The organism is Vibrio sp. S11_S32 (genome assembly GCF_014694465.1).
GTDB classification, from domain to species: Bacteria; Pseudomonadota; Gammaproteobacteria; order Enterobacterales; family Vibrionaceae; genus Vibrio; species Vibrio algicola.
Window position 1 is genome coordinate 21,893 of record NZ_JAAUWS010000006.1, and the last position, 25,021, is coordinate 46,913.

Genomic DNA, 25,021 nt, shown 5'->3' on the forward strand with positions numbered 1-25,021 from the left:
TCGCCTCTCAGATTAACTTTACTGGCTAACAATGATATAGTCGCAACATAAATAAGAACGGTGGTGTTAACCATGCTTTATGATCATATCGATACTATCGAATCACTTGGATTAGATTTCTTTTTTGCCGCACTCTTTTTATTGATTGGGCTGGCGATTAAAGATGTACTAAAACAAGGTAATGTTCCAGTATTTGGACGCCGGATTGTATGGTTAGTTCTCTTTCTTGGCTGTTTCGGTTTTGTGGTTAAAGGCCTGATACAAATTAGCTGGGAAGGCACGGGACTCGGTTAATTCCACTTTTTTAATCTTAATTCGTATTTTCAATTTGATAGCTACCGGCGTTTTCCGGTAATGATAGATAGGTAATATTCTATGGCAAGTGTAGGACTCTTCTTTGGCAGTGATACAGGTAATACTGAAGCGGTTGCTAAAATGATTCAAAAAGAACTGGGCAAACAACTGGTTCATGTTCAAGACATCGCTAAAAGCAGCAAAGAAGATATTGATAACTTCGATCTATTACTGCTAGGTATTCCGACTTGGTATTACGGTGAGTCTCAATGTGATTGGGATGATTTTTTCCCAGAACTTGAAGGCATCGATTTCTCAACTAAGCTCGTGGCTATTTTTGGTTGTGGCGACCAAGAAGATTATGCAGAGTATTTCTGTGATGCGATGGGTACCGTGCGTGATATCGTCGAAGCTAAAGCCGGCACTATCATTGGTTACTGGCCAACCGAAGGTTACGAATTTGAAGCATCAAAAGCATTAGTTGATGATAATAACTTCATTGGTTTATGTATTGATGAAGATCGCCAACCAGAACTAACCGATACTCGAGTAAAAGCTTGGTCTAAGCAGATTTATGATGAGATGTGTCTTGCAGAGCTTGCTGACTAAAAATCATAAAAATGGCGCCTCACACTCTGAGGCGTTTTTTTTAGTATTTCTGAGTCTCTCTACATAATTACAACATAATGCTTAACTCTTTGTAGTAGGTAGTTTATTGTTAATACGACTCACAGGTATACTCAAGAAATAAGCAGAATTACACAGGAAAGTAGAATGTCAGATAATAACCAAGCACTAAAGGAAGCAGGTCTTAAAGTCACTTTACCTCGTTTAAAGATCCTCGAGTTATTGCAAAGACCAGACTGCCAACATATTAGCGCTGAAGATTTATATAAAAGACTGATCGATCTAGGTGAAGAAATTGGCCTTGCTACCGTCTACCGTGTATTAAACCAATTTGATGATGCAGGCATTGTGACCCGCCATCATTTTGAAGGCGGAAAATCTGTTTTTGAATTATCCACTCAACATCACCATGACCATCTCGTTTGTCTAGATTGTGGTGAGGTAATTGAGTTTTCGGATGATTTGATCGAAGAGCGTCAAAAAGAAATTGCCGCGCTTTATAATGTCGAACTAACCAACCACAGCCTTTACCTTTACGGTCGCTGTGCAAGTGGTAGCTGTAAAGGCGATGCTAACGCGCATAAAGCACGTAAATAAGCCTTTTCACTCTCTACTCACCAAAAAGTATACATCTAAAAAATGCACCTAATCAATTAGGTGCATTTTTTTATATCAAATTTTCATCCCTAAAAACAAGTCGAGGCAGCAATTAGCCACCTCGATTTTTGCAAGCTACTAGACCAAGCTATTAAGCTTAGCAACTACATTTAGTTACTTTCTATTTTTGCCCAAGTGTCACGTAAACCAACAGTGCGGTTAAACACCAATTGGTTTGCGGTCGAATCTTTGGCATCAATACAGAAGTAACCGGTACGCTCAAATTGGAACCCTTTACCGGCTTCCGCTTGTGTTAAGCTTGGCTCAACAAATGCTTTTTTAACCACTAATGATTCAGGGTTAATTACCGCGGTAAAATCTTCTTCTGCAGCTGGATTTGGCACGGTAAATAGACGATCGTATAAACGAACATCTGCCGCTACGCCTTTATCGGCAGAAACCCAATGGATCACGCCTTTCACTTTACGACCATCAGCTGGATTTTTACCTAGCGTGTCAGGATCATAAGAACAGAAGATAGTGGTGATATTACCTGCGCTGTCTTTTTCAATACGGTTCGCTTGAATAACATAAGCGCCACGCAAGCGTACTTCTTTACCCAATACTAAACGTTTGTATTTCTTATTGGCTTCTTCACGGAAATCGTCTGCTTCAATCCAAAGCTCACGCGTAAATGGGACTTCACGAGTGCCCATTTCAGGTTTGTTTGGATGATTAGAAATGGTTAAGGTTTCTTCAGATCCCACGTTCTCGATAATCACTTTAACCGGATCAAGCACCGCCATTGCGCGAGGTGCATTTTCGTTTAAGTCTTCACGAATACACGCTTCAAGTGACCCAAACTCGATCATATTATCTTGCTTGGTGACACCAATGCGCGAGCAAAATTCGCGGATAGAGTTAGGAGTAAAGCCGCGTCGACGCAAGCCTGAAATGGTTGGCATACGTGGGTCATCCCAACCATTAACCAAGTTTTCAGTTACCAGTTGGCTCAACTTACGCTTAGACATCACGGTATATTCAAGATTTAAACGGCTAAACTCATATTGATGTGGACGCGCGTCAATCGTGATATTGTCGAGCACCCAGTCGTATAATCGACGGTTGTCTTGGAATTCAAGCGTACAAACCGAGTGAGTGATACCTTCCAACGCATCCGAAATACAATGAGTAAAATCGTACATTGGGTAAATGCACCATTTGTCACCCGTTTGATGATGTTCAATAAAGCGCACACGGTAAATAACCGGATCGCGCATCACGATAAACGATGACGCCATATCGATTTTAGCACGTAAACATGCCTTGCCTTCTTCAAAGCCACCGGCACGCATTTTTTCAAATAATGCTAGGTTTTCTTCCACACTACGTTCACGGTATGGGCTGTTTTTGCCAGCTTCTTTCAAGCTACCGCGATACTCACGCATTTCATCCGCAGAGAGTTCATCAACATAAGCTAAGCCTTTCTTGATAAGCTCTATCGCATAACCATACAAGGCATCAAAATAATTAGAAGAATAGCAAATCTCACCATCCCAATTAAAACCTAACCAATTAACATCAGTTTTAATAGAATCAACGTATTCGATGTCTTCTTTGGCAGGGTTAGTATCATCAAAGCGAAGGTTACACTGCCCCTGATAATCCTGAGCTAAACCAAAGTTCAAGCAGATGGATTTAGCATGGCCTATATGTAAGTAGCCATTTGGTTCAGGTGGGAAACGAGTATGGATCCCTGTGTGTTTGCCATCGGCTAAATCCTTATCAATAATTTGACGGATAAAATTAGATGGACGTGCCTCGACTTCACTCATCGACAGTACCTCGGTAAAAATAATAGAGTGGTTTTTAATAGGGACTAATGATCCACAATTCTGCGCCGTTACACAACAACAACCGTCATTTTCTTTGCAAATCCCATCAATTTAAATCCAAGTTGCTATTTTATCGCCAATTCAGAACGCCCTATCGATTTCAGGTATAAAAAAAGCCCCGAACTTCGGGGCTTCAATCAAGTTTTCGTTTTAGTTGAAACTATGGAAGGATAACATCTGATAGGTCATCAGAAGCTGGAACTTCTTTCATTTCGCCGGCTACGATTTCAGCTAGTGGGCCAAGGATAACTTGAAGATTGTTCTCACCAAGTTTTACCACACCCTTCGCGCCAAGTTTCTTAAGCACAGCTTCGTTAACGATAGAGCGATCTTTTAGCGTTAAACGTAGACGAGTAATACAAGCATCGATAGTTGTCACGTTTTCATGACCACCAAGCGCTTTTAGGTATTGACGAGCAACATCGCCTTTTCCTTTGCTTGCACCAGGTTTGCTTTCTACTTCAACTTCTTCGTCTTCACGACCAGGCGTTTTCATATCGAAAACACGGATTAGGAAGCTGAATGTGAAGAAGTATAGCGCACCAAAACATAGGCCAATAACAAGTAGAGTCCAAGGTTTGGTTGCTAAGCCCCAGTTCAATACGAAGTCGATAAGACCGGCTGAGAAACCAAAGCCATGTAATGTGCCAAACATGTTAGCAACAACAAGAGACAGACCAGTAAATACCGCGTGAACAGCGTATAGACCCGGAGCTAGGAACATGAACATAAATTCTAGAGGTTCTGTAATACCAGTTAGGAAAGAACAGAATGCTACTGAGAACAATGCACCAGCAACTTGGCTACGACGCTCTGTTGGAGCGGCAAGGTACATAGCAAACGCACCAGCAGGAAGACCAAACATCATGATTGGGAAGAAACCATTCATGAATACCCCAGCAGATTTATCGCCACCGAAGTAACGGTTCAAATCACCGGTTTTAATCGTATCAGTCACAGTGTTCACAACTGCAGTAATATGAGGAGTAACAGAGTTAGCAAAATCAAACGTATGCTCTTGACCAACAACTAATGTTTTAGCAATCGCTGGGTCAACACATAATTGGTGAATATTCGAGAATGCACCAACGCCTGTTACCATGATTTCTTGACATGAACCCATGCCGAACCAGAAGTAAGAGTTAAGCACATGGTGTAGACCAACAGGAATTAATGCACGGTTTAATGTACCGTAAATAAATTGACCGACTGCACCAGAAGTAGAAATACCGTGTGCTAGTGCGTCAAGACCGTTTTGAACCACAGGCCAGATCACACCGAAAATAGCACCAGCAACTAGAGCCACAAGACCAGCCATGATAGGCACTAAACGACGACCAGAGAAGAAAGCTAACCACTCAGGTAAACGCGTTTTATGGAACGCATTATAACAGTGACCTGCGATGATACCGGCAAAAATACCGCCAAAGAATGACATATCGATAGTTGAATCGATATTTTGAGCTGTCGCGGTAATAACAAAATAAGCAACTGCACCAGCAAGACCAGCAGCACCAGCCCCATCTTTCGATAAACCAATCGCGATACCTAAACCAAATAGTAAAGGTAACTGACTAAAGATTGCATTACCAGCAGATGCCATAAATGCGATATCCAATATATCAGGTTGACCTAAACGTAATAACAACGCTGCAACAGGTAGTGTTGCAATAGGTAGCATTAGTGCTTTACCTAATCTTTGTGCGTATCCCAGAATATTCATTGAATTCCCCCCTAAGGATTTTGTATGAACTTCAAAACTTATTTTTATTAAAAAATTTAGTACAGCGACAGTCTATGTGATTAATTTTAGCCCGCAAATTAAAACCTCATTATTTGTGATCTCAATCAAGAGTTATTTGTCTGATCGCAGCTAATTACGCCAATTTTAGCATCTTGGGACTAGATAGTTTTGAAAACTTATTTTATCATTCGAATTAATGGTTTTTTTCCTTTAACATGAATTCATTCTAAATGGCTATATAAAGGTTCTTGCTTGCTTAACCTATAGTCTCTGAATTTGACGTGTATCAGCTTTAATACGGTTGCTTTGCCTCGCAAACTTGCTGTTTAATCGTGTGAATCAACACAGTTAGCTGTTTTTAGACTGCCAAACACGCCAAGTTAAACGATAATGTTATAAGTCTATTTTATACTCACATTTGTTGCTCTGCTTTGAAAAAGTATAACGATAACTAACCAAAGCCGACAACCATCAAGATTTTAAATAAATTAGAAGGGTGCTCCCTATGTATGCGCTGCTTAATGCAAAAATTTACACCGGACATGATGTGCTTACCCAGCACGCTGTATTGGTTGATGCGGGTAAAATTCATGCTGTAATTAAAGCAGAAGATTTACCACAAGGTATTGAAACCAAGGATTTACAAGGCGATATTCTTTGCCCTGGCTTTATTGATTTGCAACTTAATGGTTGTGGAGGGGTGATGTTTAATGACCTGATCTCGGTTGATACCATGCAAACTATGCATCAAGCCAACTTAAAATCAGGTTGTACCAGCTACTTACCGACTTTGATCACTTCTTCAGATGAAGATATGCACCAAGCACTTAAAGCCGGTCGTGAATATCTTGCTAAATACCAACACCAGGTTCTCGGATTACACCTTGAAGGCCCGTTCCTCAATGTATTAAAGAAAGGTATTCACCGTCCTGATTTTATTCGTAAGTCAGACGATGATATGATTGCTGCTATCTGTAATAACAGCGATGTGGTTGCCAAGGTAACTTTAGCGCCAGAGCAAAATAATCCTGAGCATATTCGACGCTTACGTGACGCGGGTATTGTGGTTTCAATCGGCCATACCAATGCAACCTATTCTGAAGCACGTGAAGGTTTTGCCAACGGCATCAGTTTTGCTACTCATCTATTTAATGCGATGACGCCAATGGTGGGTCGCGAACCGGGTGTAGTGGGCGCGATTTATGATACCCCTGAGGTGTATGCTGGTATTATTGCAGATGGTTTCCATGTTGATTACGCTAACATCCGAATCGCTCACAAAGTAAAAGGCGATAAGCTCATATTAGTGACCGATGCCACAGCTCCAGCAGGTGCTGTAATGGATCACTTTATTTTTGTCGGTAAGAAAGTATATTACCGAGATGGCAAGTGTGTTGATGAAAACGGCACATTAGGTGGATCAGCTTTAACCATGATAGAAGCCGTACAAAACACGGTGGAACATGTAGGCATCGCTTTAGACGAAGCTTTACGTATGGCAACGCTTTATCCTGCGCGCGCAATCGGCGCAGATGATAAACTTGGTCAAGTTAAACAAGGACTGGTGGCAAACCTAACCGTGTTTGACCGTAACTTCAAAGTTAAGGCGACAATAGTTAACGGACAATACGAGCAGACATAGCATGAATGGCGGACAAATTGGTAATGTAGATTTAGTAAAGCAACTTAATAGCGCGGCGGTTTATCGTTTAATCGATCAACAGGGTCCTATCTCTAGGATCCAAGTCGCGGATGTTAGCCAACTTGCCCCCGCCAGTGTGACTAAAATCACTCGCCAATTAATTGAGCGAGGATTAATTAAAGAAGTGGCACAACAAGCTTCCACCGGAGGCCGACGTGCGATTTCTTTAACCACAGAAACCGCTCCCTTTCATTCAATCGCAATCCGTCTAGGTCGTGATTATATTCAATTCAGCTTATATGATTTAAGCGGATTTGAACTTGCCAAGCACCACGCCGTTTTCAAATATGATAATCAACACGATCTTCTCGATGGTGTGGTTCGTTATACCCATCACTTCATTGAACAAAATAAAGATTCGATTAAACAGTTGATCGCGATTGGTCTTATCCTTCCCGGCTTAGTGAACCCAGAAACTGGCGTGGTTGAATACATGCCGAACACCGAGATTGATAATCTTTCTCTTGGTAACTTACTCAGTGAAACCTTTGGTGTAAAAGCCTTCGTAGGTAATGATATTCGCGGTTTAGCCTTAGCTGAGCATTATTTTGGTGCCAGTAAAGATTGCTTAGATTCTATTTTAGTCAGTGTCTATCGTGGTGCGGGCGCGGGTATCATTGTTAATGGCCAAGTGTTCCTTGGGACCAATCGCAATGTTGGCGAGATAGGTCATATTCAAATTGAATCTTTAGGCGAACAATGCCAATGCGGTAATTTTGGCTGTTTAGAAACCGTGGCGGCGAATCCTGCCATTATTGCTCATATTCAATCACGTCTCGATCAAGGTTACCCTTCATCGCTGCAAAATATACACCCGCTCGATATGACTGCAATTTGCGAACATGCGAATCGTGGTGATGAATTAGCCACCCAAGCATTAACTCGTGTAGGCAACCATTTAGGAAAAGCTATTGCGATGACGGTTAACTTATTTAACCCACAAAAAATCATCATTGCTGGTGAAATTGTTAAAGCCAAAGAAATCATCTTTCATGCGATTGAACGCAACATACAAAATCATTCATTAAAGACTTTTCATCAAAATCTACCTATTGTCGAATCTCAATTATACACCCAACCAACCATGGGTGCTTTTGCCATGATCAAACGCGCTATGCTCAATGGGGTGTTATTGCAAAAACTGTTAGAAAATTAACAATATAAAGTGCACGCTCTAATAGATTTTAGAGCGTATTCATGTTGCTGTCATATTAGCAATATATGTTCTGATTTTGCCCTATACCAATCATAGTGATCCGCTAATGATTACGATTGGTATTTTCACCACGCGGATAAATATGGATATTGTTCTTATCGTTACGGCATTCGTAGCCGGTTTTATCGCATTACGAGTTAACCTCCCACCCCTTGTTGGCTTTTTGATTGCCGGTTTTGTGTTGCAATACTATGGCATTCAAACCAGTTCCACATTGGATACACTGTCTAATCTCGGCGTCACCTTACTGCTATTTACTATCGGTCTAAAACTCGATGTCAAAGTCTTGCTCAATAAAGAAGTATGGGCCAGTGCGTCGGTGCATAATATTGCCTCGACTTTATTTTTTACCCTCGCGTTAATTGGGTTAAAAACCGTCGGCATTACCCTCTTATCTGATATTCAATTACCACAGTTATTGTTACTTGCCTTTGCTTTATCCTTCTCTAGTACTGTTTTTGCGATTAAAAGCCTAGAAGAAAAAGGCGCAATGAACTCAACTTATGCCATGATCTCGATTGGTATATTGGTGATGCAAGATATTTTTGCCGTAATTTTCTTAACGGTATCAACAGGTAAAATTCCTGAATGGTATGCGGTAGTTTTATTTATCCTCCCCTTCTTACGTCCATTATTTTACAAAGTATTAGACAAAAGTGGACACGGTGAAATGCTGGTTCTGTATGGCTTTTTTATGGCATTAGTGATGGGCGCAGGGTTGTTTACCTTGGTTGGGATGAAAGCCGATTTAGGGGCGTTAATCTTAGGCATGCTACTGGCTGGACACCATAAGGCATCGGAGCTATCTAAATCATTATTTAATATCAAAGAACTCTTCTTAGTTTGTTTTTTCCTTAACATTGGTTTGTCTGGCGACCCCACATTAGATGCCTTTATTTTGGCGCTGATATTCTTGTTGCTGCTACCTATAAAAGGCATCTTGTACTTTGTGACAATCAACTGCTTTAAGTTTAGAGTTCGTACCTCGTTGTTGGCGACCCTTACCCTATTCAATTTTAGTGAGTTTGGTTTAATTGTGGCCGGCCTTGCTTACAAATTAGGTTGGCTACCGGCGGAAATGATGGCAGCGATCGCGATTGCCGTTTCGCTATCTTTTATTGTTTCAGCGCCACTCAACAATATGGGCCATAAAATTTATCGTTATTGCTCTAAGTGGCTGAAAGAACAAACTGATGAGCACCTAAATCTACGCGATAAACGTATTAACCCTGGTAATGCTCAAGTGCTGATCTTAGGCATGGGCCGCATTGGAACCGGTGCGTATGATGAAATTCGCAGTCGTTATGGCAAAATATGTTTAGGGGTGGAAACTCGGCAAGATATGGTCAATACCCACATTCAAAGTGGCCGCAATGTGATACAAGGTGATGCGACCGACTCCGATTTTTGGGAGCGCATTCTTGATATTGCCAATGTGAAACTCGTCTTGTTGGCAATGCCGCACCACCAAGGGAATAAATTTGCATTAGAGCAACTTAAGTCGCGTAACTTCCAAGGCCAAACCGCCGCTATCGCAGAATACCCCGATCAAGTGACCGAATTTTGTGAGAATGGCGTCGATGCTGCTTTTAATATTTATAACGAAGCCGGCGCCGGTTTTGCTCGCCACGTTTGTGATGAGCTTGATCCTCAATTCAAACCTATGCAGCCTGGCAATTGGGATAAAAGTGTCGATTTACTCTAACTCATATATTTATTGATCAAAACATAACCAGGAATGGATTTCATTCACCAAGAAACAACATATAGAGAATGAGATTCACCTTTACTTCTATTTGATCATTTCATTGCTAATTATATATTGCATTTTTTGTTGATAGTGGCAAATTGAATGTAACGCAAAACAATAACCCTTCACGAGAGGGATACAGAATTTCAAATGGATTTAAGGAAATAGTATGTGTTCAATATTTGGCATCTTAGACATCAAATCAGACCCACTCGCACTGCGTGCTAGCGCATTAGAAATGTCTAAAAAACTTCGTCATCGCGGCCCTGACTGGTCTGGTATTTATGCTAACGAGCATGCAATTTTAGCTCATGAACGTCTATCTATCGTCGGTTTAAACAGTGGGGCGCAACCGCTCTACAGTGAAGATAAAAAACACATTTTGGCGGTTAATGGTGAAATCTATAACCATAAAGAAATCCGCGCTAAATACGCCGATAAATTCAATTTCCAGACCGAATCCGACTGTGAAGTTATCTTGGCGTTATACCAAGAATTGGGTGAAGATTTACTCGAAGAGCTGAACGGTATTTTCGCTTTCGTATTGTATGATGAAGAAAAAAACACCTATTTAGTTGGACGTGACCACATTGGTATTATTCCGCTATACCAAGGCTACGATGAGCACGGTAACTATTATGTTGCCTCAGAGATGAAGGCCTTAGTACCGGTTTGTAAAACCATCAGTGAATTCCCTCCAGGTAGCTATTACCGATCTGAAGATGCTGAGCCGGTACGCTATTACCAACGCGATTGGATGGAATATGCCGCGGTTCAAGGCAACTTGACGAGCAAAGAAGACCTAACTAAAGCACTAGAAGATGCGGTGAAGCGCCAATTAATGACCGATGTGCCTTATGGGGTTCTGCTGTCTGGTGGTCTGGATTCTTCAATTACCTCTGCGGTAGCCAAACGCTTTGCTGCGATGCGGATTGAAGATAACGAAGAGTCACAAGCTTGGTGGCCACAACTGCACTCCTTTGCCATTGGTCTTGAAGGTGCACCCGATCTTATCGCCGCTCGCTCGGTAGCAGAAAAACTAGAAACCGTTCACCACGAAATGACTTATACGGTACAAGAAGGTATTGATGCTATCCGTGATGTGATTTACCACATCGAAACTTACGATGTCACCACCATTCGCGCTTCAACCCCTATGTTCTTACTGGCGCGTAAGATCAAAGCGATGGGGATTAAAATGGTATTGTCTGGTGAAGGTGCCGATGAAATTTTTGGCGGCTACTTATACTTCCATAAAGCGCCAAATGCCAAAGAATTCCATGAAGAAACGGTGCGTAAATTACTCGCTTTAAACATGTTCGATTGTGCTCGTGCCAACAAATCACTGGCCGCTTGGGGGGTTGAAGGCCGCGTACCTTTCTTAGATAAAGAATTTATTGATGTCGCAATGCGTTTAAACCCTGCCGATAAAATGTGTGGCAACGGAAAAATGGAGAAACACGTATTACGTGAATGTTTCGAGCATTACCTACCAGAATCAATTGCATGGCGTCAAAAAGAGCAATTCTCTGACGGGGTTGGCTATAACTGGATTGATTCATTAAAAGAGCAAGCGGAACAAAAAGTGACCGCGCAGCAATTAGAAAGCGCTGCCTTTAAGTTTCCATACAACACGCCGACCACTAAAGAAGGCTATGTGTATCGTGAAATCTTCGCTGAGCTATTCCCATTAGAGTCCGCCGCGATGTGTGTCCCTGGTGGCCCATCGGTCGCTTGTTCATCTGCTACCGCGATTGAGTGGGATGAATCGTTTAAAAACAACGCAGATCCATCTGGTCGCGCAGTGAAAGCAATCCATAACGACGCCTATTAATCTTAGATAAGTCGTGAAAAAAATATCCCTGCAACGGACGTTACAGGGATATTTTTGTATCAATAATACCCATTCTATTTAATCAATTTGAATACGCCGAAAAGACGCTGATCCGTCCTTGATCGCTTGAGAAAAGGCATCCATGGCCTTTGACACTTTTCTCTGTACTCAATTTTGAACGATCATTAAATTTATGGAATTGGTATTACATCTCTTTTTCAGTTTTTTTGCCAAGCAATATCTTGATTGCCGACTTTTACTTTAACTTGCTGGTTAACTAGGGTAACCAACAAAATAGAGCGCTTCTCACCATCGGCTTCTTTATAGATAGCATCAAAGCCGGAGAATTGTCCACCAGTTACTTGAACCGTATCACCAATCTGTGGCAACCCTGACATCACACCTTCAGTCTGTGCTTCAATTTTTTTAAGCTCAGCAATTAATGCATCAGGCACAATAGAAGGTAAAGCACCAAAACGAATAAAATCTACCACTCCACGAGTAGATCGAATAGTGGTAAAACTCGGTCCTGTGTCTGCATCAAATTGAATAAATACATAAGACGGAAATAATGGCTCTGTCACCATTTTTCGCTTGCCTCTAACCACTTTCTCAATATCCACTTCAGGGTAATAGCACACCACGTTTTGATTCTCTAAATGTAACTTTGCACGTGGTTGATCACCGCGCTTGCAGTACAACAAATACCAAGATTTCATAACCACACCCTTTCATTTTTTCACATTCTAACATTTGTGCTAACAAAACCCCATTCAGAAGCATAAGTTACTTTTATACATCCCACAGCTAGAAACATTAACTTACCATTTACATTAAACCGTAACAAATAACATGTAGCACATTTTTTAAGCGAATAACTCGCACTTATCCGATTTATCGCGCTAAAGCATTGTAGTTTTGCTACATGCGCTGTATATATAATGGCTACATTAGTTTACGTGGTTATCTGGATTAGCAAAACTAATGCGAATATTTTGGATGCTTGAGCCAAATGGATTTGGACACAATAACTATAGCTTTTAGAGAAAAGTATAAACACAACAGAATTTACCGCAAACTGTACATAACGGAGTACAGGTCAATTATTTTTAATTTGGATAAATCACATGACATCACAACAAGTAACAGTGAGTAAAACCAAGTCATTTATGACCGTTTCACTTATCGAACTCTGGGAACGTTTCGGCTATTACGGCATGCAAGCGTTAATCGTATATTTCATGATCCAACGTCTTGGCTTCGATGATAGTCGCGCCAACCTCGTTTGGGGTGCTTGTGCAGCGTTAATCTATGTATCACCCGCGATCGGCGGTTGGATTGGCGATAAAATCTTAGGCACTAAGCGTACCATGTTGATTGGTTCAGCCATTCTAGCCTTAGGCTACGCCTTGATGACGATCCCATCTGAAAATACTTGGGTTCTATTCCTTGCACTAGGTGTAATCGTTGTTGGTAACGGTATGTTTAAGCCTAATGCCGGTAATCTAGTTCGTAAAATTTACGAAGGTGATGATTCTAAAATAGACAGTGCGTTTACTATCTATTACATGGCGGTTAACGTGGGTTCTACTATCTCTATGTTGCTAACACCATGGATCAAAGATTACGTCAATGAGCATTACGGTAACAATTTCGGTTGGCATGCTGCTTTTGCTGTTTGTTGTGTGGGTCTATTAGTTGGTATGGCTAACTATTTTGTCATGCGCAAAGCGTTAGCGAATTACGGCTCTGAACCTGATACTAAGCCTGTCAACAAAAACAAGTTGGTATTAGTATTACTCGGCTCATTGGTTGCAGTCGGTATTTCAGCGTTAATTTTAGAATACCAAGAATTGGCTCGTCTATTTGTATACGTAGCCGGTATTGTGGTACTTGCGATTTTTGTCCATCTTATTCGTAGCAGTGAAAAACATGAACGTGCTGGTCTAATTGCCGCACTAGTGCTGATCATTCAAACCGTGTTCTTCTTTATTTTCTACCAACAAATGTCAACCTCACTTGCACTATTTGCATTGCGTAACGTTGATTTAAACTTTGTGGTATTTGGTACCCATATACTGACGTGGTCTCCTGCTCAGTACCAAGCATTAAACCCAATCTTCATTATGTTATTGAGCCCAATCTTGGCGCTTATCTACACCAAAGCTGGTAAAAATAATAAAGATTTATCCATCGCGGGTAAGTTTGCATTAGGTTTTGCCGTGGTTGCAATTGGTTTCTTCATTTATGGTTTTGCAGGTAACTTTGCTGTGAATGGTAAAACAAGCTCTTGGGTGATGATTGCCGGTTACGGCTCTTACTCTTTGGGTGAATTGCTGGTAAGTGGTCTAGGTCTTGCGATGATTGCACGCTATGTACCAGAGCGTATGGGCGGCTTTATGATGGGCGCCTATTATGTGGCTTCTGGTATTGCTCAATATTTAGGTGGTGTGGTTGCCAACTATGCAAGTATTCCAAAAGGCATGACCGATCCATTGCAGAGTCTTGAAATCTACACTAGCCTATTTAATAATTTGGGTATCGCTGCAGTAGTGTGTACTTTCATTGCGCTGGTGTTTCTGCCGTTAATGCGTAAACTTGATAAGCAACATCAAGGTATTCAATAAGCCTCACAACAAAGTGATGAGTATCCATCTCAAGGCGGCTCTGAAGATAAATAAAAACGCAGCTTATAATAAGCTGCGTTTTTTTATTCTCAATAAAGATAAATCATCACATGATGGGTATTGATATAACGATACGACATAGATAGCAATGTAACTTAAGATAACAATACGACTTCAAATAACAATGCAGCTTAAAGAGCTCGAAAAAAATTACGCCGATGTCGCCAGCGCGGCCATCATTTCAATGTGCTCATCCGAGTCATTTAAACACTCGATATAACGGTATTCCATACCATCTGCTTGCTGATAAATATCCCGACATTCAATCGCGATCTCTTCTAGGGTTTCAATACAATCAACCGAAAAAGCGGGTGAGATAATGTCTAAAGTTTTCAACTTTTTCTGAGCTAAATTTTTCAGGGTTTGGTCAGTATAAGGCTGTAACCATGCTTCTCGCCCAAAACGAGACTGGTAACTCATTCCCATTTGTTGTTCAGATAAACCCAACTCTTGTTTTAATAGCTCGGTTGTGCGCTCACAATGCTGCGGGTAGATATCCCCTTCATCGGCTAATCGTTGTGGAATACCATGGTAGGAACACAGTAAATAATCGCCTTGACCATATTGTTGCCAATATTGACGAACTTTGTGTGCTAAGGCTCTTATATACAAAGGATGATCGTGATAATCACGGATAAAGCGATAAGCAGGGATCACTGGCATGGTTTTAAACGCGCGGATTAATGCATCCGATGCTGCTGCAGTCGTCGTACCTGAATATTGCGGATATAACGGCAAAATGATCACTTCTTCACATCCTTGCGCCATCAGGGCCTCAACCCCACTTTGCAGGCTGGGGTTGCCATAGGTCATACCAAGTTCCACAGGCATGGCTAACTTTGTTTGTAGTGCTTGAGCTTGGCGCTTGGAGTACACCAACAGAGGCGATCCCTCTTCCATCCACACTTGTTGGTAAACTTTGGCGACTTTGGGCGAACGGATCGGCAAAATGACGCCATTAAGCAATGGATACCAGATCAAACGAGTCATATTCACCACTCGCTTATCACTTAAAAATTCTTTTAGAAAGCGTCGGATCGCCGCTGGCGTGGCTTCGTCTGCGGTGCCTAAGTTAACCAGTAATACGCCTTGTTTTTTTTGTGTGTCACTATTTAGAGCTGAACAATTTCGCATGATTAACATTCATTCCTTCGAATTAAAGCGGGCATAAAAAAGCGACTATAAACAATATAGTCGCCTAATATACCAAATTATCAATTGATTGGATCGAGATTATTTGGTTAATGCTGCTGCAAGTTCAGCACTCACAACGTCAACCGCTTTGGTGCCGTCAAACTTCAGGTAAGTGGTGTTACCGGCTGCTGCTTCATTACCGTAGTATTCGATAAGTGGTGCTGTTTGCTCATGGTACACACCAAGACGAGCTAAAACCGTTTCTTCTTTGTCGTCATCACGGATCACTAAGTCTTCACCGGTGATGTCATCTTTGCCTTCCACTTTTGGTGGGTTGTAAATCATGTGGTAAGTACGACCAGAAGCAAGGTGAGCACGACGACCCGCCATACGCTCAACGATAACGCTATCGGCTACGTCAAACTCAATCACGTAATCAACCGCTACACCCATGCCTTTAAGGCCATCTGCTTGTGGGATAGTGCGAGGGAAGCCATCAAGTAGGAAACCTTTCTCACAATCATCTTGTGCGATACGCTCTTTAATCAAGCCAAGAATAATATCATCTGATACTAATTGACCAGCATCGATAACCGCTTTCGCTTGTTTGCCCATTTCAGTACCGGCTTTAATTGCCGCACGTAGCATATCGCCAGTAGAAATTTGTGGAATACCAAACTTTTCCATAATGAATTGAGCTTGAGTACCTTTACCAGCACCTGGAGCACCTAAAAGAATGATGCGCATGACTATTCCTCTTATTTTGTTATTATACCGAAGCTCACAGAATGTGTGACACGATAAGTTTCGGTATAAGGATAGAGCGGATGATTAATTGATAATCAGATCGCCCTATTGACTGAATTAAGGCCAGAATTCTATCACAAATTCTGACCTTATCTGCGTTTATGATATCAAAGTCAGCAAAAGCCAACGCTTATCACAGTATTTTATTATCTAATTGGCGATTTATTTCTCTAGCAAACCATTCATTGCCGCTAAGAACTGGCTCGGATCATCCATCGCACCACGCTCTGATAACATCGCCTGACCAAGTAACACTTCAACCCAACGACCAAAAGCTTGTTCGTCTGCTTCATCTGCCATGCGTTTTACCATCTCATGCTCTGGATTTAATTCCAAAATGTATTTCAGCTCTGGCACTTCTTGACCGGCAGCCGCCAGCAGTTTTGCCATTTGAGTGCCCATTTCGTAATCATCCGTCACGACAACTGCTGGCGTGGTGGCCAGTTTAAAGGTAGTGCGTACTTCTTTAACGCGATCACCTAAATAGGTTTTCGTGCGTTCAACAACAGACTTGAACTCTTCTTCAGTTTCTTTGTGTTTTTCTTTTTCAGCTTCATCTTCAAATTTCGATAAATCCAAACCTGCTTTAGTGATCGATTGGAATTGCTTGCCATCGAATTCAGTTAAGTAATTCATTAACCATTCATCGATGCGATCAACCATTAAGATCACTTCTAGGCCTTTCGACTTAAATTGTTCTAAGTGCGGACTGTTTTTAGCGGCAGCGTAACTGTCGGCTGTAAGATAATAAATCTTATCTTGGCCTTCTTTCATCCGCTCAACGTAAGAGGCCAGCCCCACGGTTTGCTCAGAAGAATCAACATCGCTTGAAGCAAAACGCAATAAAGCTGCAATTTTTTCTTTATTAGAGAAGTCTTCCGCTGGGCCTTCTTTTAATACCATGCCGAACTCTTTCCAGAACGCTAGGTATTTTTCTTCATCACGCTTGGCGGTTTTCTCTAACATACCCAATACGCGCTTAGTACAGGCATTACGCAGTGATTGGGTCACTTTGTTGTCTTGCAGGATTTCGCGCGATACGTTAAGTGGCAGATCATTTGAATCAATCAAACCGCGCACAAAACGCAAGTAAGACGGCATAAACTGCTCGGCGTCATCCATAATAAACACGCGTTGGACGTACAATTTCAAACCACTTTTATGATCGCGGTTCATCATGTCCCATGGGGCTTTAGCAGGAATATACAACAAGCTGGTGTAATCGTTCTTACCTTCAACCTTGTTGTGACTCCAAGTCATCGGATCGCTAAAGTCATGCGAAACATGTTTATAAAATTCATTATATTCTTCGTCACTAATATCAGATTTGGCACGAGTCCATAGCGCCTGAGCTTTGTTGATTTGCTCCCAGCCGCTTTCTTTTTTCGTAACCTTGGTGCCATCTTCATTTTCTTCATCGGTCTCGACGTCTTTTTCAGTCCAGATCGAAACAGGGATCCCAATATGATCAGAATATTTACCAATCACATCACGCAAGCGGTGCTCGGATAAAAACTCTTTACCATCTTCACGCATGTGCAAAATAATCTCGGTACCACGAGACTCTTTATTGATGTCTTCGATGGTGTAATCACCTTCGCCTGCAGAGTGCCATTGTACTGCTTGATCCGCGGGCACACCTGCCGCGCGAGTACGAACGGTTACTGCATCGGCTACGATAAATGCTGAGTAGAAACCAACACCGAATTGACCAATTAATTGTGAGTCTTTAGTTTGGTCTTCCGATAATTTTGAGAAGAAATCGGCGGTGCCTGATTTGGCGATAGTGCCTAAATGTTCGATGACATTATCGCGCGTCATACCAATACCATTATCGATAATGGTTAGAGTGTTGGTTTCAGTACTGAAAGACAGCTTGACCCCTAAATCAGCATCACCTTGGTATAGCCCGCCATCGGATAATGCCTGGAAACGCAGTTTGTCCGCCGCATCTGACGCATTAGAAATTAACTCACGTAGGAAAATTTCTTTATTTGAATAAAGAGAGTGGATCATTAAATGCAGTAGTTGTTTTACTTCTGATTGAAACCCGCGTGTTTCTTTATTTTGTGTCTTTGTATCGCTCATTAGAACTCCAACATAGTTAGTGTTATTGAAATCATTACTAACTAAATTGGGCTGACAAATATAAATTCAAGGTAAAAATTCATCAAAACCGTGTTTTTCTTATCAATTTTTATTATGATAGCAGCGGAAAATATCAGAAAAACTAAATTTCACTGGATTTTATCACTGTGAAATAAAGCACTAAACCCTTTTATCATTGAGAATACCTAAATGACTAGCATCGGCACTAAATATATTCTTGCCCAAAAATTCATCTTTGATCCGTACAGCAATACCTTGCTTGATCAATTAAATGATAATGAAGTCATACGTTTAGGGAGTAACGAAAGCCGTATTCTATTAATTCTTATTGAGCAGTCCACCACAGTGGTAAGCCGAGATCAATTGCATGAATACGTTTGGCGCGACCAAGGATTTCAGGTCGATGATTCAAGTTTAACTCAGGCAATATCCACCTTAAGAAAAATGTTGCGTGACTCCACCAAGTCACCACAATTTATCAAAACTATTCCAAAACGTGGTTATCAATTGATTTCTACGGTCGAAAGTTGCTCGGCCAACAATGCAGAGGCGCCACAAGAAGATAAAACCGATGATGACTTAAGTCACAATTTATCCGCAACGGTAAACGAAGCGCCGGTTATTGCCCCTACTACTCCCGAGGCTCCAATATCACCAGTAGCTGTAATATCACCCAAACCAGTTTGGGGATTTCGATTAATATGGGCAGTGATCCTGTTATTACCACTTTTAGCATTATCGGTCAACGCGCCGTCATCGACTCAATTTGATCAAGTTACTTTGGTCAATGATGTGCCATTACTACAGCCTGAAAACCACCCTGAAATTAAATCGTGGTTACCGGCAATTGAACGTTGCACTAAGATTTATCGCAGCAGAATTGAAGGCTCTTCAAGCTTAGAAAAGATCATTGCGACTGGCAGCCTAAATGGTCAAATGGCGCTGAACTTTATTCATGACGCTGATCATTCGAGCCAAAATCAGTCGATATTAATCTTTGTCGACCAAACTGATTTTTCTTCTGTTTGTCACTAAGGATAAGCTAAAAATGAAAAAAATAATCACCACAGTGGCGCTTGCAAGTTCAATCATTTTTAGTGGTTGGGTCTATTGGCACAGTGATTTTAAATTAAAGAAAGTATTAATTTCCAGAGAATGGCAATCTACCTTAGTAGCTCATATGTCGGAATGGAATAAATCCCATATTGTTGATAAAGCAAAAATCATTTCTAATGTGAAGTATTTGCCAAATGGCACCTATTTAAAAATATCGTCACTGAATTTATACAGTAAAAAGTTCAAACAACCTATTGAGTTAAATATTTCTGAATCGGGACAGTGGGAACTGAGTGATCACTACATCATTATTACACCTGAAGTATTTAAAGATACTTCGACAGCGATAACAGCAGGCTTATCAAAGCCACAGTTAACTCACATCAAACAGCTATTTAAAGTCAGTTCACAACAAAGCCGTAAAATCGATGTGATTAATGATAATGCCTTGCTGTTAACCACGCTAGAGCATGGTTCGACCATATTGTATTCACAGTAATATCAAACTAAATAGCATTAACATCGCCCCATAAAAGGGCATCAAATACTCTTTCAAATTGAAAGTATATTTGATGTCCTTTCCAATCCAACTCCTTACCATCTTCTATTACAGAAATTGCTTTGCTGCAAAATCCATTACGCTAAATTGTCCTGCTTGATACAAGCCATAACTGGCAGTGTAGCCTTGACGTGGAAAAGTCACCGAACCAGGATTAAAAATAAATAAATCATCCACATTTTTAGCCACTGGAATATGAGTATGGCCGTGACATAACACATCGCCTTTGGCTAGCATCGGTAGATTATCTTGGTTATAAGTATGACCATGAGTGAGGAATAATTTACGTCCATCTTCGAGTAACACTACCGCGTAGTCCGACATCATAGGAAAATCTAATAGCATTTGATCAACTTCACTATCACAATTGCCTCGTACCGCAATGATTTCACTGGCATATTGATTGAGAGCATCAGCAACAGCGGCAGGATCATAGCCAGCAGGGATCGGATTTCTAGGGCCATGATTTAGCACATCCCCCAATAGAATAAGTTGGGTCGCTTGCGAGGCTTTATAGAGAGCGAGAGCTTGTTGAGTAGCAGGTAAACAACCATGTAAATCTGAAATAAAAAACAGTTTCATCGTATTAACGTCATCTAGTGAGATTATGATGAATCAATTATATACCACCACAAGATACCGTTTTAGCAATAAACTAGGTTTTGTCTCAATTCGCACTATAATTTGATTACAAGGAGGCCGTATGCATATCTTACTCACCGGAGGAACCGGTTTTATTGGTTCTGAACTTATCAAACATTTAGTTGACCATCACATCACGGTATTGACTCGTTCATCAGATCAAGCAAAATCTAAATTGAAGCATGCTGATTTTTCAAATATTGATTATGTCAGCTGTCTATCTACTTGGCATAACCTCGATCATATAGATGCCATTATTAATCTTGCTGGCGAACCTATTGCAACCAAACGCTGGACTGAAAGCCAAAAACAAAAAATTTGCCATAGTCGCTGGGATATTACTCAGCAAATTGTCAGTTTAATTAAAGCCAGTCAACACCCACCACACACGCTGATCAGTGGATCAGCTGTTGGTTATTATGGAGATCAGAAGCAACATGTTGTTATGGAAAATACCCCTCCAATCGTTATCAATCATTCCTTTGCCCATCATGTTTGCCAACAATGGGAAAATATTGCTATGCAAGCCTCAAGCACAAAGACTCGGGTATGTATTATAAGAACCGGGATTGTCTTAGGCTCTCAAGGTGGAGCTTTACTTGCCATGCTCCCTCCCTTTCGTTTTGGCGTTGGCGGAAAGTTGGGACGCGGAAATCAATATATGCCATGGATTCATATTCAAGATGAAGTTCGCGCTATCACTTACCTGCTGCAACAATCACAAACGAGTGGCACTTTTAACCTATGCGCTCCTCACCCGGTCCCAAATAAGCACTTTAGTCGTCTATTAGCAAAAACATTGCGTCGTCCTTGCTTGATCAGCACGCCACAATGGGTGTTCAAATTGATCATGGGGGAATCTCGAGCAATCTTATTTGATAGCGTAAGAGCCAAACCCAAACACCTGACTGAAATAGGTTTTATCTTTACTTATTCAAGGCTAGAACCGGCGTTAAAGCAGCTATTACAATCAACCGGATCCCGTTAATACCCTGTGGAGATAATATCTATTTATTAATGTCATTAAACCTTAATAATTTAAGGTTATTATGAATTTCTCATTTTATGTTTTATTGAGGAATTATGACGTTAAATAAACTTAACTGGCTGTGTATTGGCTTGGTGGTAGTACTTTTCTGCTTGCTGCACTCTTGAAAATTTCAGCTTTGCCCTAATTACTTAATCAGACTCAGGGATCCCTGCCCTCTAGATTAAGGAATGTGACATGCAACCAAGCATCATTATCGAACTCGATGAGCAAAATTTTCGTCCTGTGATCGAAGATTCAGCCAATACACCGGTATTAATCCATTTCTGGGCACCTTCCATGCCTGAAAGCTCAAATGTGATCGCTGATTTACAGCGCTTCGCTCAGCAATACCAAGGTGTTGTGCAAGTCGCGTTATTAAATTGCGAACAACAACCGGCACTCGCAAGCCAATTCGGGGTACAATCTCTCCCGACCATTGCGTTATTTTCTAATGGTCAAGCGGTGGATGGCATGGGCGGCGAGCAATCGATTGAAGCCATCATGCAGATGTTAAATAAACATTTACCTAGCCAAGAAGATTTACAGCTTAAACAAGCGATCGAGATGATGGAAGCGGCGCAGCACGCTGAAGCATTGGCTTTACTGCAAGCTTTACCAGAAGAGTTGAATCAGCGCGGCGATATAAAATTGGCCATTGCAGACTGCTTACTCGAAACGCAACAATTTGATCTTGCCAGCAGCCAATTAGAATCTATCCCACTGGAATACCAAGACAGTTATTACAAAGGTTTAATCGCTAAACTTCAATTGCACCTCCAAGCTGCCGACAGTCCAGAAATTCAATTATTAGAGCAACAATACCAGCAAGCGCCTGATGATTTATCGGTGTTAAGCGAATTAGCGTTGCAGTACCATCAAGTGAATCGTGATGAAGAAGCGCTGGAATTATTGATGCAAGTGTTGAAGCAAGATTTGCACGCGCTGGATGGGGAAATTAAGAAAGCTTGTATGGATATCCTCGCCGCTTTAGGGCAAGGCAATAGTTTAGCCAGCCGTTATCGTCGCCAGCTTTATTCGTTGTTGTATTAGCGTTTCTAAGCCTTTTAAAAACACAAAACCGCGTATAAGTTTATCTTATGAGCGGTTTTATTTTAGGTGCTTCTATTACTTTTATTGGCAATAAACGCTATTCGTTTTTAAGTAACCAAGAGAGAATATCGCTTCTTTGCTCTGGCGTGGCTTTTTTATACCAGTAATCCAACATTTGACTTGGTTTATCGCTGCCTTTTAGCTCACCCGCCACTTGTTTACGGTTTTGAAATGCCCAACTTGAGAAGGCTTGCTTTTGTTCAGCCGATGCTTCATCGAACCAGTACTGTACCATTTCTTGTGGCTTACTCGCTTGAGTGATAGGTGCAATTGTTGTCGCTGCCGCAATATTTGTAGAATTTGATATATGTCCATTGGCCTCATTAAACAATGCTTCGACATATCCAGCTGGAATTTTATAATCGATTACAGAGGATTTATTTGGAGTCACGATTTGATAAACAAGCCCTGTAGTTCTTGCTTGTTGAAGTGTTTCCATATCAACCGGAAATGTAACATATTGCGTTGTTGTACAGTTATCATTACAAACTTCGCTTGATACTTTGTAGTCTTTTAAAGCAACTGTTTTGCCATTATAAATAGCTGATGTGTAGAAGTTATATGTTTTGAAAAAGGTCATACTCATCGCAACATGCGATAATTCAAGATTTTTTGAATCTTTTTTAGGGAAAATGGCTGTAATATTAGCAGCACTATTTAATATTTGACTATCTCCAACAATGATATCACCTGTTGAAAATGCTTTTCCTTGAACCTCAACAAAATTAGATCTGTCTTCAACCTTTTTAATTGCATCCGAATAGTCACCATCATCAGCAAAATTTGAACATGCTGATAATAATAATATTGAACATAAAAAATAAACCTTTTTCATATGTCACCTACTACTTTAAGGAGAAAAACGCTGGCCTAAGCCAGCGTCTGGGTTTACGTATTATATCGAAAAAAAGGAATTAGAAACCGTATTCAATACCAACACGTGTCACAATATCTGTATCATTTGTTGCTACTTTAGCTGAATCAGTGCGGTGTGCCTTACGGCCTGCAACACGAACGTACGGAACAAAACCATTAACTGTCATCATCAATTGTCCTGAAATAGTACTCATGTCATCATCCATATCAATTCCACCTTGCTCAGAATCTAAATTAGCTGCATAGCCTAATTTAAAGCCAATATTGTCATACCAGTATTGACCAATGATTGAGTAAGAGTCTTGAGATTTATCACCCGCTTTCATATCAGCATTAATTTCTTCATGCTTATACGCTGCTGCAAGACCAAAACCAGCTGGCAATGCAATATCCACACCTGCGATGTATGCGAAGTTATCATCGCCTTTCACACCTTTGAAATCTGTACCAGTTTCAAGTGCACCCATGAAGGTAATTTTGCTGATGGTGTATTTAGCATTCAAACCACCAAAATAAGAATCGCGAGTTGCGTTACCGCCACCAAATGCACTACCACCAGTATCACGACCAACAGAAGCGGCAAATGAGAAACCACCATAATTCAATGAGTCATAACGAACTTGGTTAGATTGACGATCATAAGTAGCTTGCACACCACCCCAATCAAACACACTGCCTAGACCTGGGTTAGAGAAAGGCCAGTCAATGATTTCATACATTGGTGTTAGCATACGACCAAAACGTACTTTACCCCAACTATCACCTTGAAGACCTACAAAGGTATCACGGAAACCTAAAACACCACCAGGGTTACCACCTTGACCCCAATCAGTATTATCTACATAACCAGATTCAATTTGCATAAAGACATTTAAGTCATCAATGATATCTTTATCTGCACGGAAACCAATGCGTGATTCATTTTCAATCACTGCGCCTGAACTTGCATCACGATTGTCACCAACGTTGTAATTAACAACCGAAATCGCGGCAACACCATACACTTCTACTTTAAAGTCAGAATTAAGACCAACTTCAACCGCGTTTGCTGCACCAGATACTGCTGCTAGAGAAACTGCAGCGCCAAGTAGCGTACGTTTAAATATTTTTTCCATGGAATAACTCCTAAAAATTGGACATAGCTGTTTTTTGAGTACCTTGCTGCTTTAAGTGGCCGCCGAAAGCAACAAGGCTAATTTTCATTATTTCGCTAAGTAAACTAACTAAACGAAAAACTTATCTTTCTGATGTTTCATACACTGTGTGCATTCACGCTATTAAGACTATCTTCATGTAAAAAAACATCAACATTAAGTTAATTTATTAACAATAAAATATGAGTGACCGCAAAG

21 protein-coding genes are annotated in these 25,021 nt (G+C 40.9%); 12 read left to right on the top strand and 9 right to left on the bottom strand.

Features of this window, described 5'->3' with window-relative positions:
* Window positions 1-72: 72 nt before the first annotated feature.
* From HC723_RS05255 to fcrX, 3 genes are all read left to right on the top strand, one after another.
* Window positions 73-294, top strand: a complete 222-nt coding sequence (locus tag HC723_RS05255; RefSeq protein ID WP_153447459.1) for a DUF2788 domain-containing protein — start codon at window positions 73-75, stop codon at window positions 292-294.
* Window positions 295-375: 81 nt separating this feature from the next.
* On the top strand, window positions 376-903 hold the full coding sequence (gene fldA, locus HC723_RS05260) for a flavodoxin FldA (RefSeq protein WP_190338432.1): 528 nt from the start codon (window positions 376-378) through the stop codon (window positions 901-903).
* A gap of 165 nt (window positions 904-1,068) precedes the next feature.
* Window positions 1,069-1,518, top strand: coding sequence for a ferric iron uptake transcriptional regulator FcrX (gene fcrX, locus HC723_RS05265; protein WP_153447461.1), 450 nt, complete (start codon window positions 1,069-1,071; stop codon window positions 1,516-1,518).
* A gap of 170 nt (window positions 1,519-1,688) precedes the next feature.
* Here fcrX and glnS read toward each other — a convergent pair whose 3' ends face one another.
* Window positions 1,689-3,353, bottom strand: a complete 1,665-nt coding sequence (gene glnS, locus HC723_RS05270; RefSeq protein ID WP_153447462.1) for a glutamine--tRNA ligase — start codon at window positions 3,351-3,353, stop codon at window positions 1,689-1,691.
* Between the two features lie 220 nt (window positions 3,354-3,573).
* Window positions 3,574-5,136 carry an N-acetylglucosamine-specific PTS transporter subunit IIBC gene (gene nagE, locus HC723_RS05275; RefSeq protein ID WP_190338433.1) on the bottom strand — a complete coding sequence of 521 codons (1,563 nt, stop codon included), beginning with the start codon at window positions 5,134-5,136 and terminating at the stop codon, window positions 3,574-3,576.
* Between the two features lie 526 nt (window positions 5,137-5,662).
* On the opposite strand from nagE, the gene nagA reads away from it, so the two are divergent.
* The 4 genes from nagA to asnB all read left to right on the top strand — a co-directional run bounded on the left by nagA (window position 5,663) and on the right by asnB (window position 11,659).
* A complete protein-coding gene (gene nagA, locus HC723_RS05280) occupies window positions 5,663-6,799 on the top strand; it encodes an N-acetylglucosamine-6-phosphate deacetylase (protein ID WP_190338434.1) in 1,137 nt (378 codons plus the stop codon).
* A 1-nt stretch (window position 6,800) separates the two neighbouring features.
* Entirely contained in the window at window positions 6,801-8,015 is a 1,215-nt protein-coding gene (gene nagC, locus HC723_RS05285; RefSeq protein ID WP_153447465.1) for a DNA-binding transcriptional regulator NagC, read from the top strand.
* A gap of 142 nt (window positions 8,016-8,157) precedes the next feature.
* Window positions 8,158-9,780 carry a cation:proton antiporter family protein gene (locus HC723_RS05290; protein ID WP_153447466.1) on the top strand — a complete coding sequence of 541 codons (1,623 nt, stop codon included), beginning with the start codon at window positions 8,158-8,160 and terminating at the stop codon, window positions 9,778-9,780.
* Window positions 9,781-9,994: 214 nt separating this feature from the next.
* On the top strand, window positions 9,995-11,659 hold the full coding sequence (gene asnB / locus HC723_RS05295) for an asparagine synthase B (RefSeq protein WP_190338435.1): 1,665 nt from the start codon (window positions 9,995-9,997) through the stop codon (window positions 11,657-11,659).
* Window positions 11,660-11,877: 218 nt separating this feature from the next.
* Here the strand turns inward: asnB and rfaH are convergent, their stop codons facing one another.
* Window positions 11,878-12,378 carry a transcription/translation regulatory transformer protein RfaH gene (gene rfaH / locus HC723_RS05300; protein ID WP_153447468.1) on the bottom strand — a complete coding sequence of 167 codons (501 nt, stop codon included), beginning with the start codon at window positions 12,376-12,378 and terminating at the stop codon, window positions 11,878-11,880.
* Window positions 12,379-12,786: 408 nt separating this feature from the next.
* On the opposite strand from rfaH, the gene HC723_RS05305 reads away from it, so the two are divergent.
* Window positions 12,787-14,286, top strand: coding sequence for a peptide MFS transporter (locus tag HC723_RS05305; RefSeq protein WP_190338436.1), 1,500 nt, complete (start codon window positions 12,787-12,789; stop codon window positions 14,284-14,286).
* Window positions 14,287-14,496: 210 nt separating this feature from the next.
* On the opposite strand, the gene hemH is transcribed toward HC723_RS05305, so the two are convergent.
* The 3 genes from hemH to htpG all read right to left on the bottom strand — a co-directional run bounded on the left by hemH (window position 14,497) and on the right by htpG (window position 18,375).
* A complete protein-coding gene (gene hemH, locus HC723_RS05310) occupies window positions 14,497-15,480 on the bottom strand; it encodes a ferrochelatase (protein ID WP_190338437.1) in 984 nt (327 codons plus the stop codon).
* 99 nt (window positions 15,481-15,579) lie between these two features.
* Window positions 15,580-16,227, bottom strand: coding sequence for an adenylate kinase (gene adk / locus HC723_RS05315; protein WP_153447471.1), 648 nt, complete (start codon window positions 16,225-16,227; stop codon window positions 15,580-15,582).
* 222 nt (window positions 16,228-16,449) lie between these two features.
* Entirely contained in the window at window positions 16,450-18,375 is a 1,926-nt protein-coding gene (htpG, locus tag HC723_RS05320; protein WP_153447472.1) for a molecular chaperone HtpG, read from the bottom strand.
* 210 nt (window positions 18,376-18,585) lie between these two features.
* Between htpG and HC723_RS05325 the strand changes: the two genes are divergently transcribed.
* Both HC723_RS05325 and HC723_RS05330 read left to right on the top strand, forming a co-directional pair.
* Window positions 18,586-19,431, top strand: a complete 846-nt coding sequence (locus HC723_RS05325; RefSeq protein ID WP_153447473.1) for a winged helix-turn-helix domain-containing protein — start codon at window positions 18,586-18,588, stop codon at window positions 19,429-19,431.
* Window positions 19,432-19,444: 13 nt separating this feature from the next.
* Window positions 19,445-19,951, top strand: coding sequence for a regulatory protein ToxS (locus tag HC723_RS05330; protein ID WP_153447474.1), 507 nt, complete (start codon window positions 19,445-19,447; stop codon window positions 19,949-19,951).
* A 108-nt stretch (window positions 19,952-20,059) separates the two neighbouring features.
* Here HC723_RS05330 and yfcE read toward each other — a convergent pair whose 3' ends face one another.
* Window positions 20,060-20,593, bottom strand: a complete 534-nt coding sequence (yfcE, locus tag HC723_RS05335) for a phosphodiesterase (RefSeq protein ID WP_153447475.1) — start codon at window positions 20,591-20,593, stop codon at window positions 20,060-20,062.
* Between the two features lie 121 nt (window positions 20,594-20,714).
* On the opposite strand from yfcE, the gene HC723_RS05340 reads away from it, so the two are divergent.
* Both HC723_RS05340 and HC723_RS05345 read left to right on the top strand, forming a co-directional pair.
* Window positions 20,715-21,641: a TIGR01777 family oxidoreductase gene (locus HC723_RS05340; protein ID WP_153447476.1), complete on the top strand. Its 927-nt coding sequence runs from the start codon at window positions 20,715-20,717 to the stop codon at window positions 21,639-21,641.
* A 237-nt stretch (window positions 21,642-21,878) separates the two neighbouring features.
* The gene (locus HC723_RS05345; RefSeq protein WP_153447477.1) at window positions 21,879-22,733 is read left to right on the top strand and encodes a tetratricopeptide repeat protein; all 855 of its coding nucleotides are present in this window, start codon (window positions 21,879-21,881) and stop codon (window positions 22,731-22,733) included.
* Window positions 22,734-22,830: 97 nt separating this feature from the next.
* Here the strand turns inward: HC723_RS05345 and HC723_RS05350 are convergent, their stop codons facing one another.
* The gene (locus HC723_RS05350) at window positions 22,831-23,628 is read right to left on the bottom strand and encodes a hypothetical protein (protein WP_190338438.1); all 798 of its coding nucleotides are present in this window, start codon (window positions 23,626-23,628) and stop codon (window positions 22,831-22,833) included.
* 79 nt (window positions 23,629-23,707) lie between these two features.
* Window positions 23,708-24,784: a porin gene (locus tag HC723_RS05355; protein ID WP_190338439.1), complete on the bottom strand. Its 1,077-nt coding sequence runs from the start codon at window positions 24,782-24,784 to the stop codon at window positions 23,708-23,710.
* Between the last annotated feature and the right edge of the window lie 237 nt (window positions 24,785-25,021).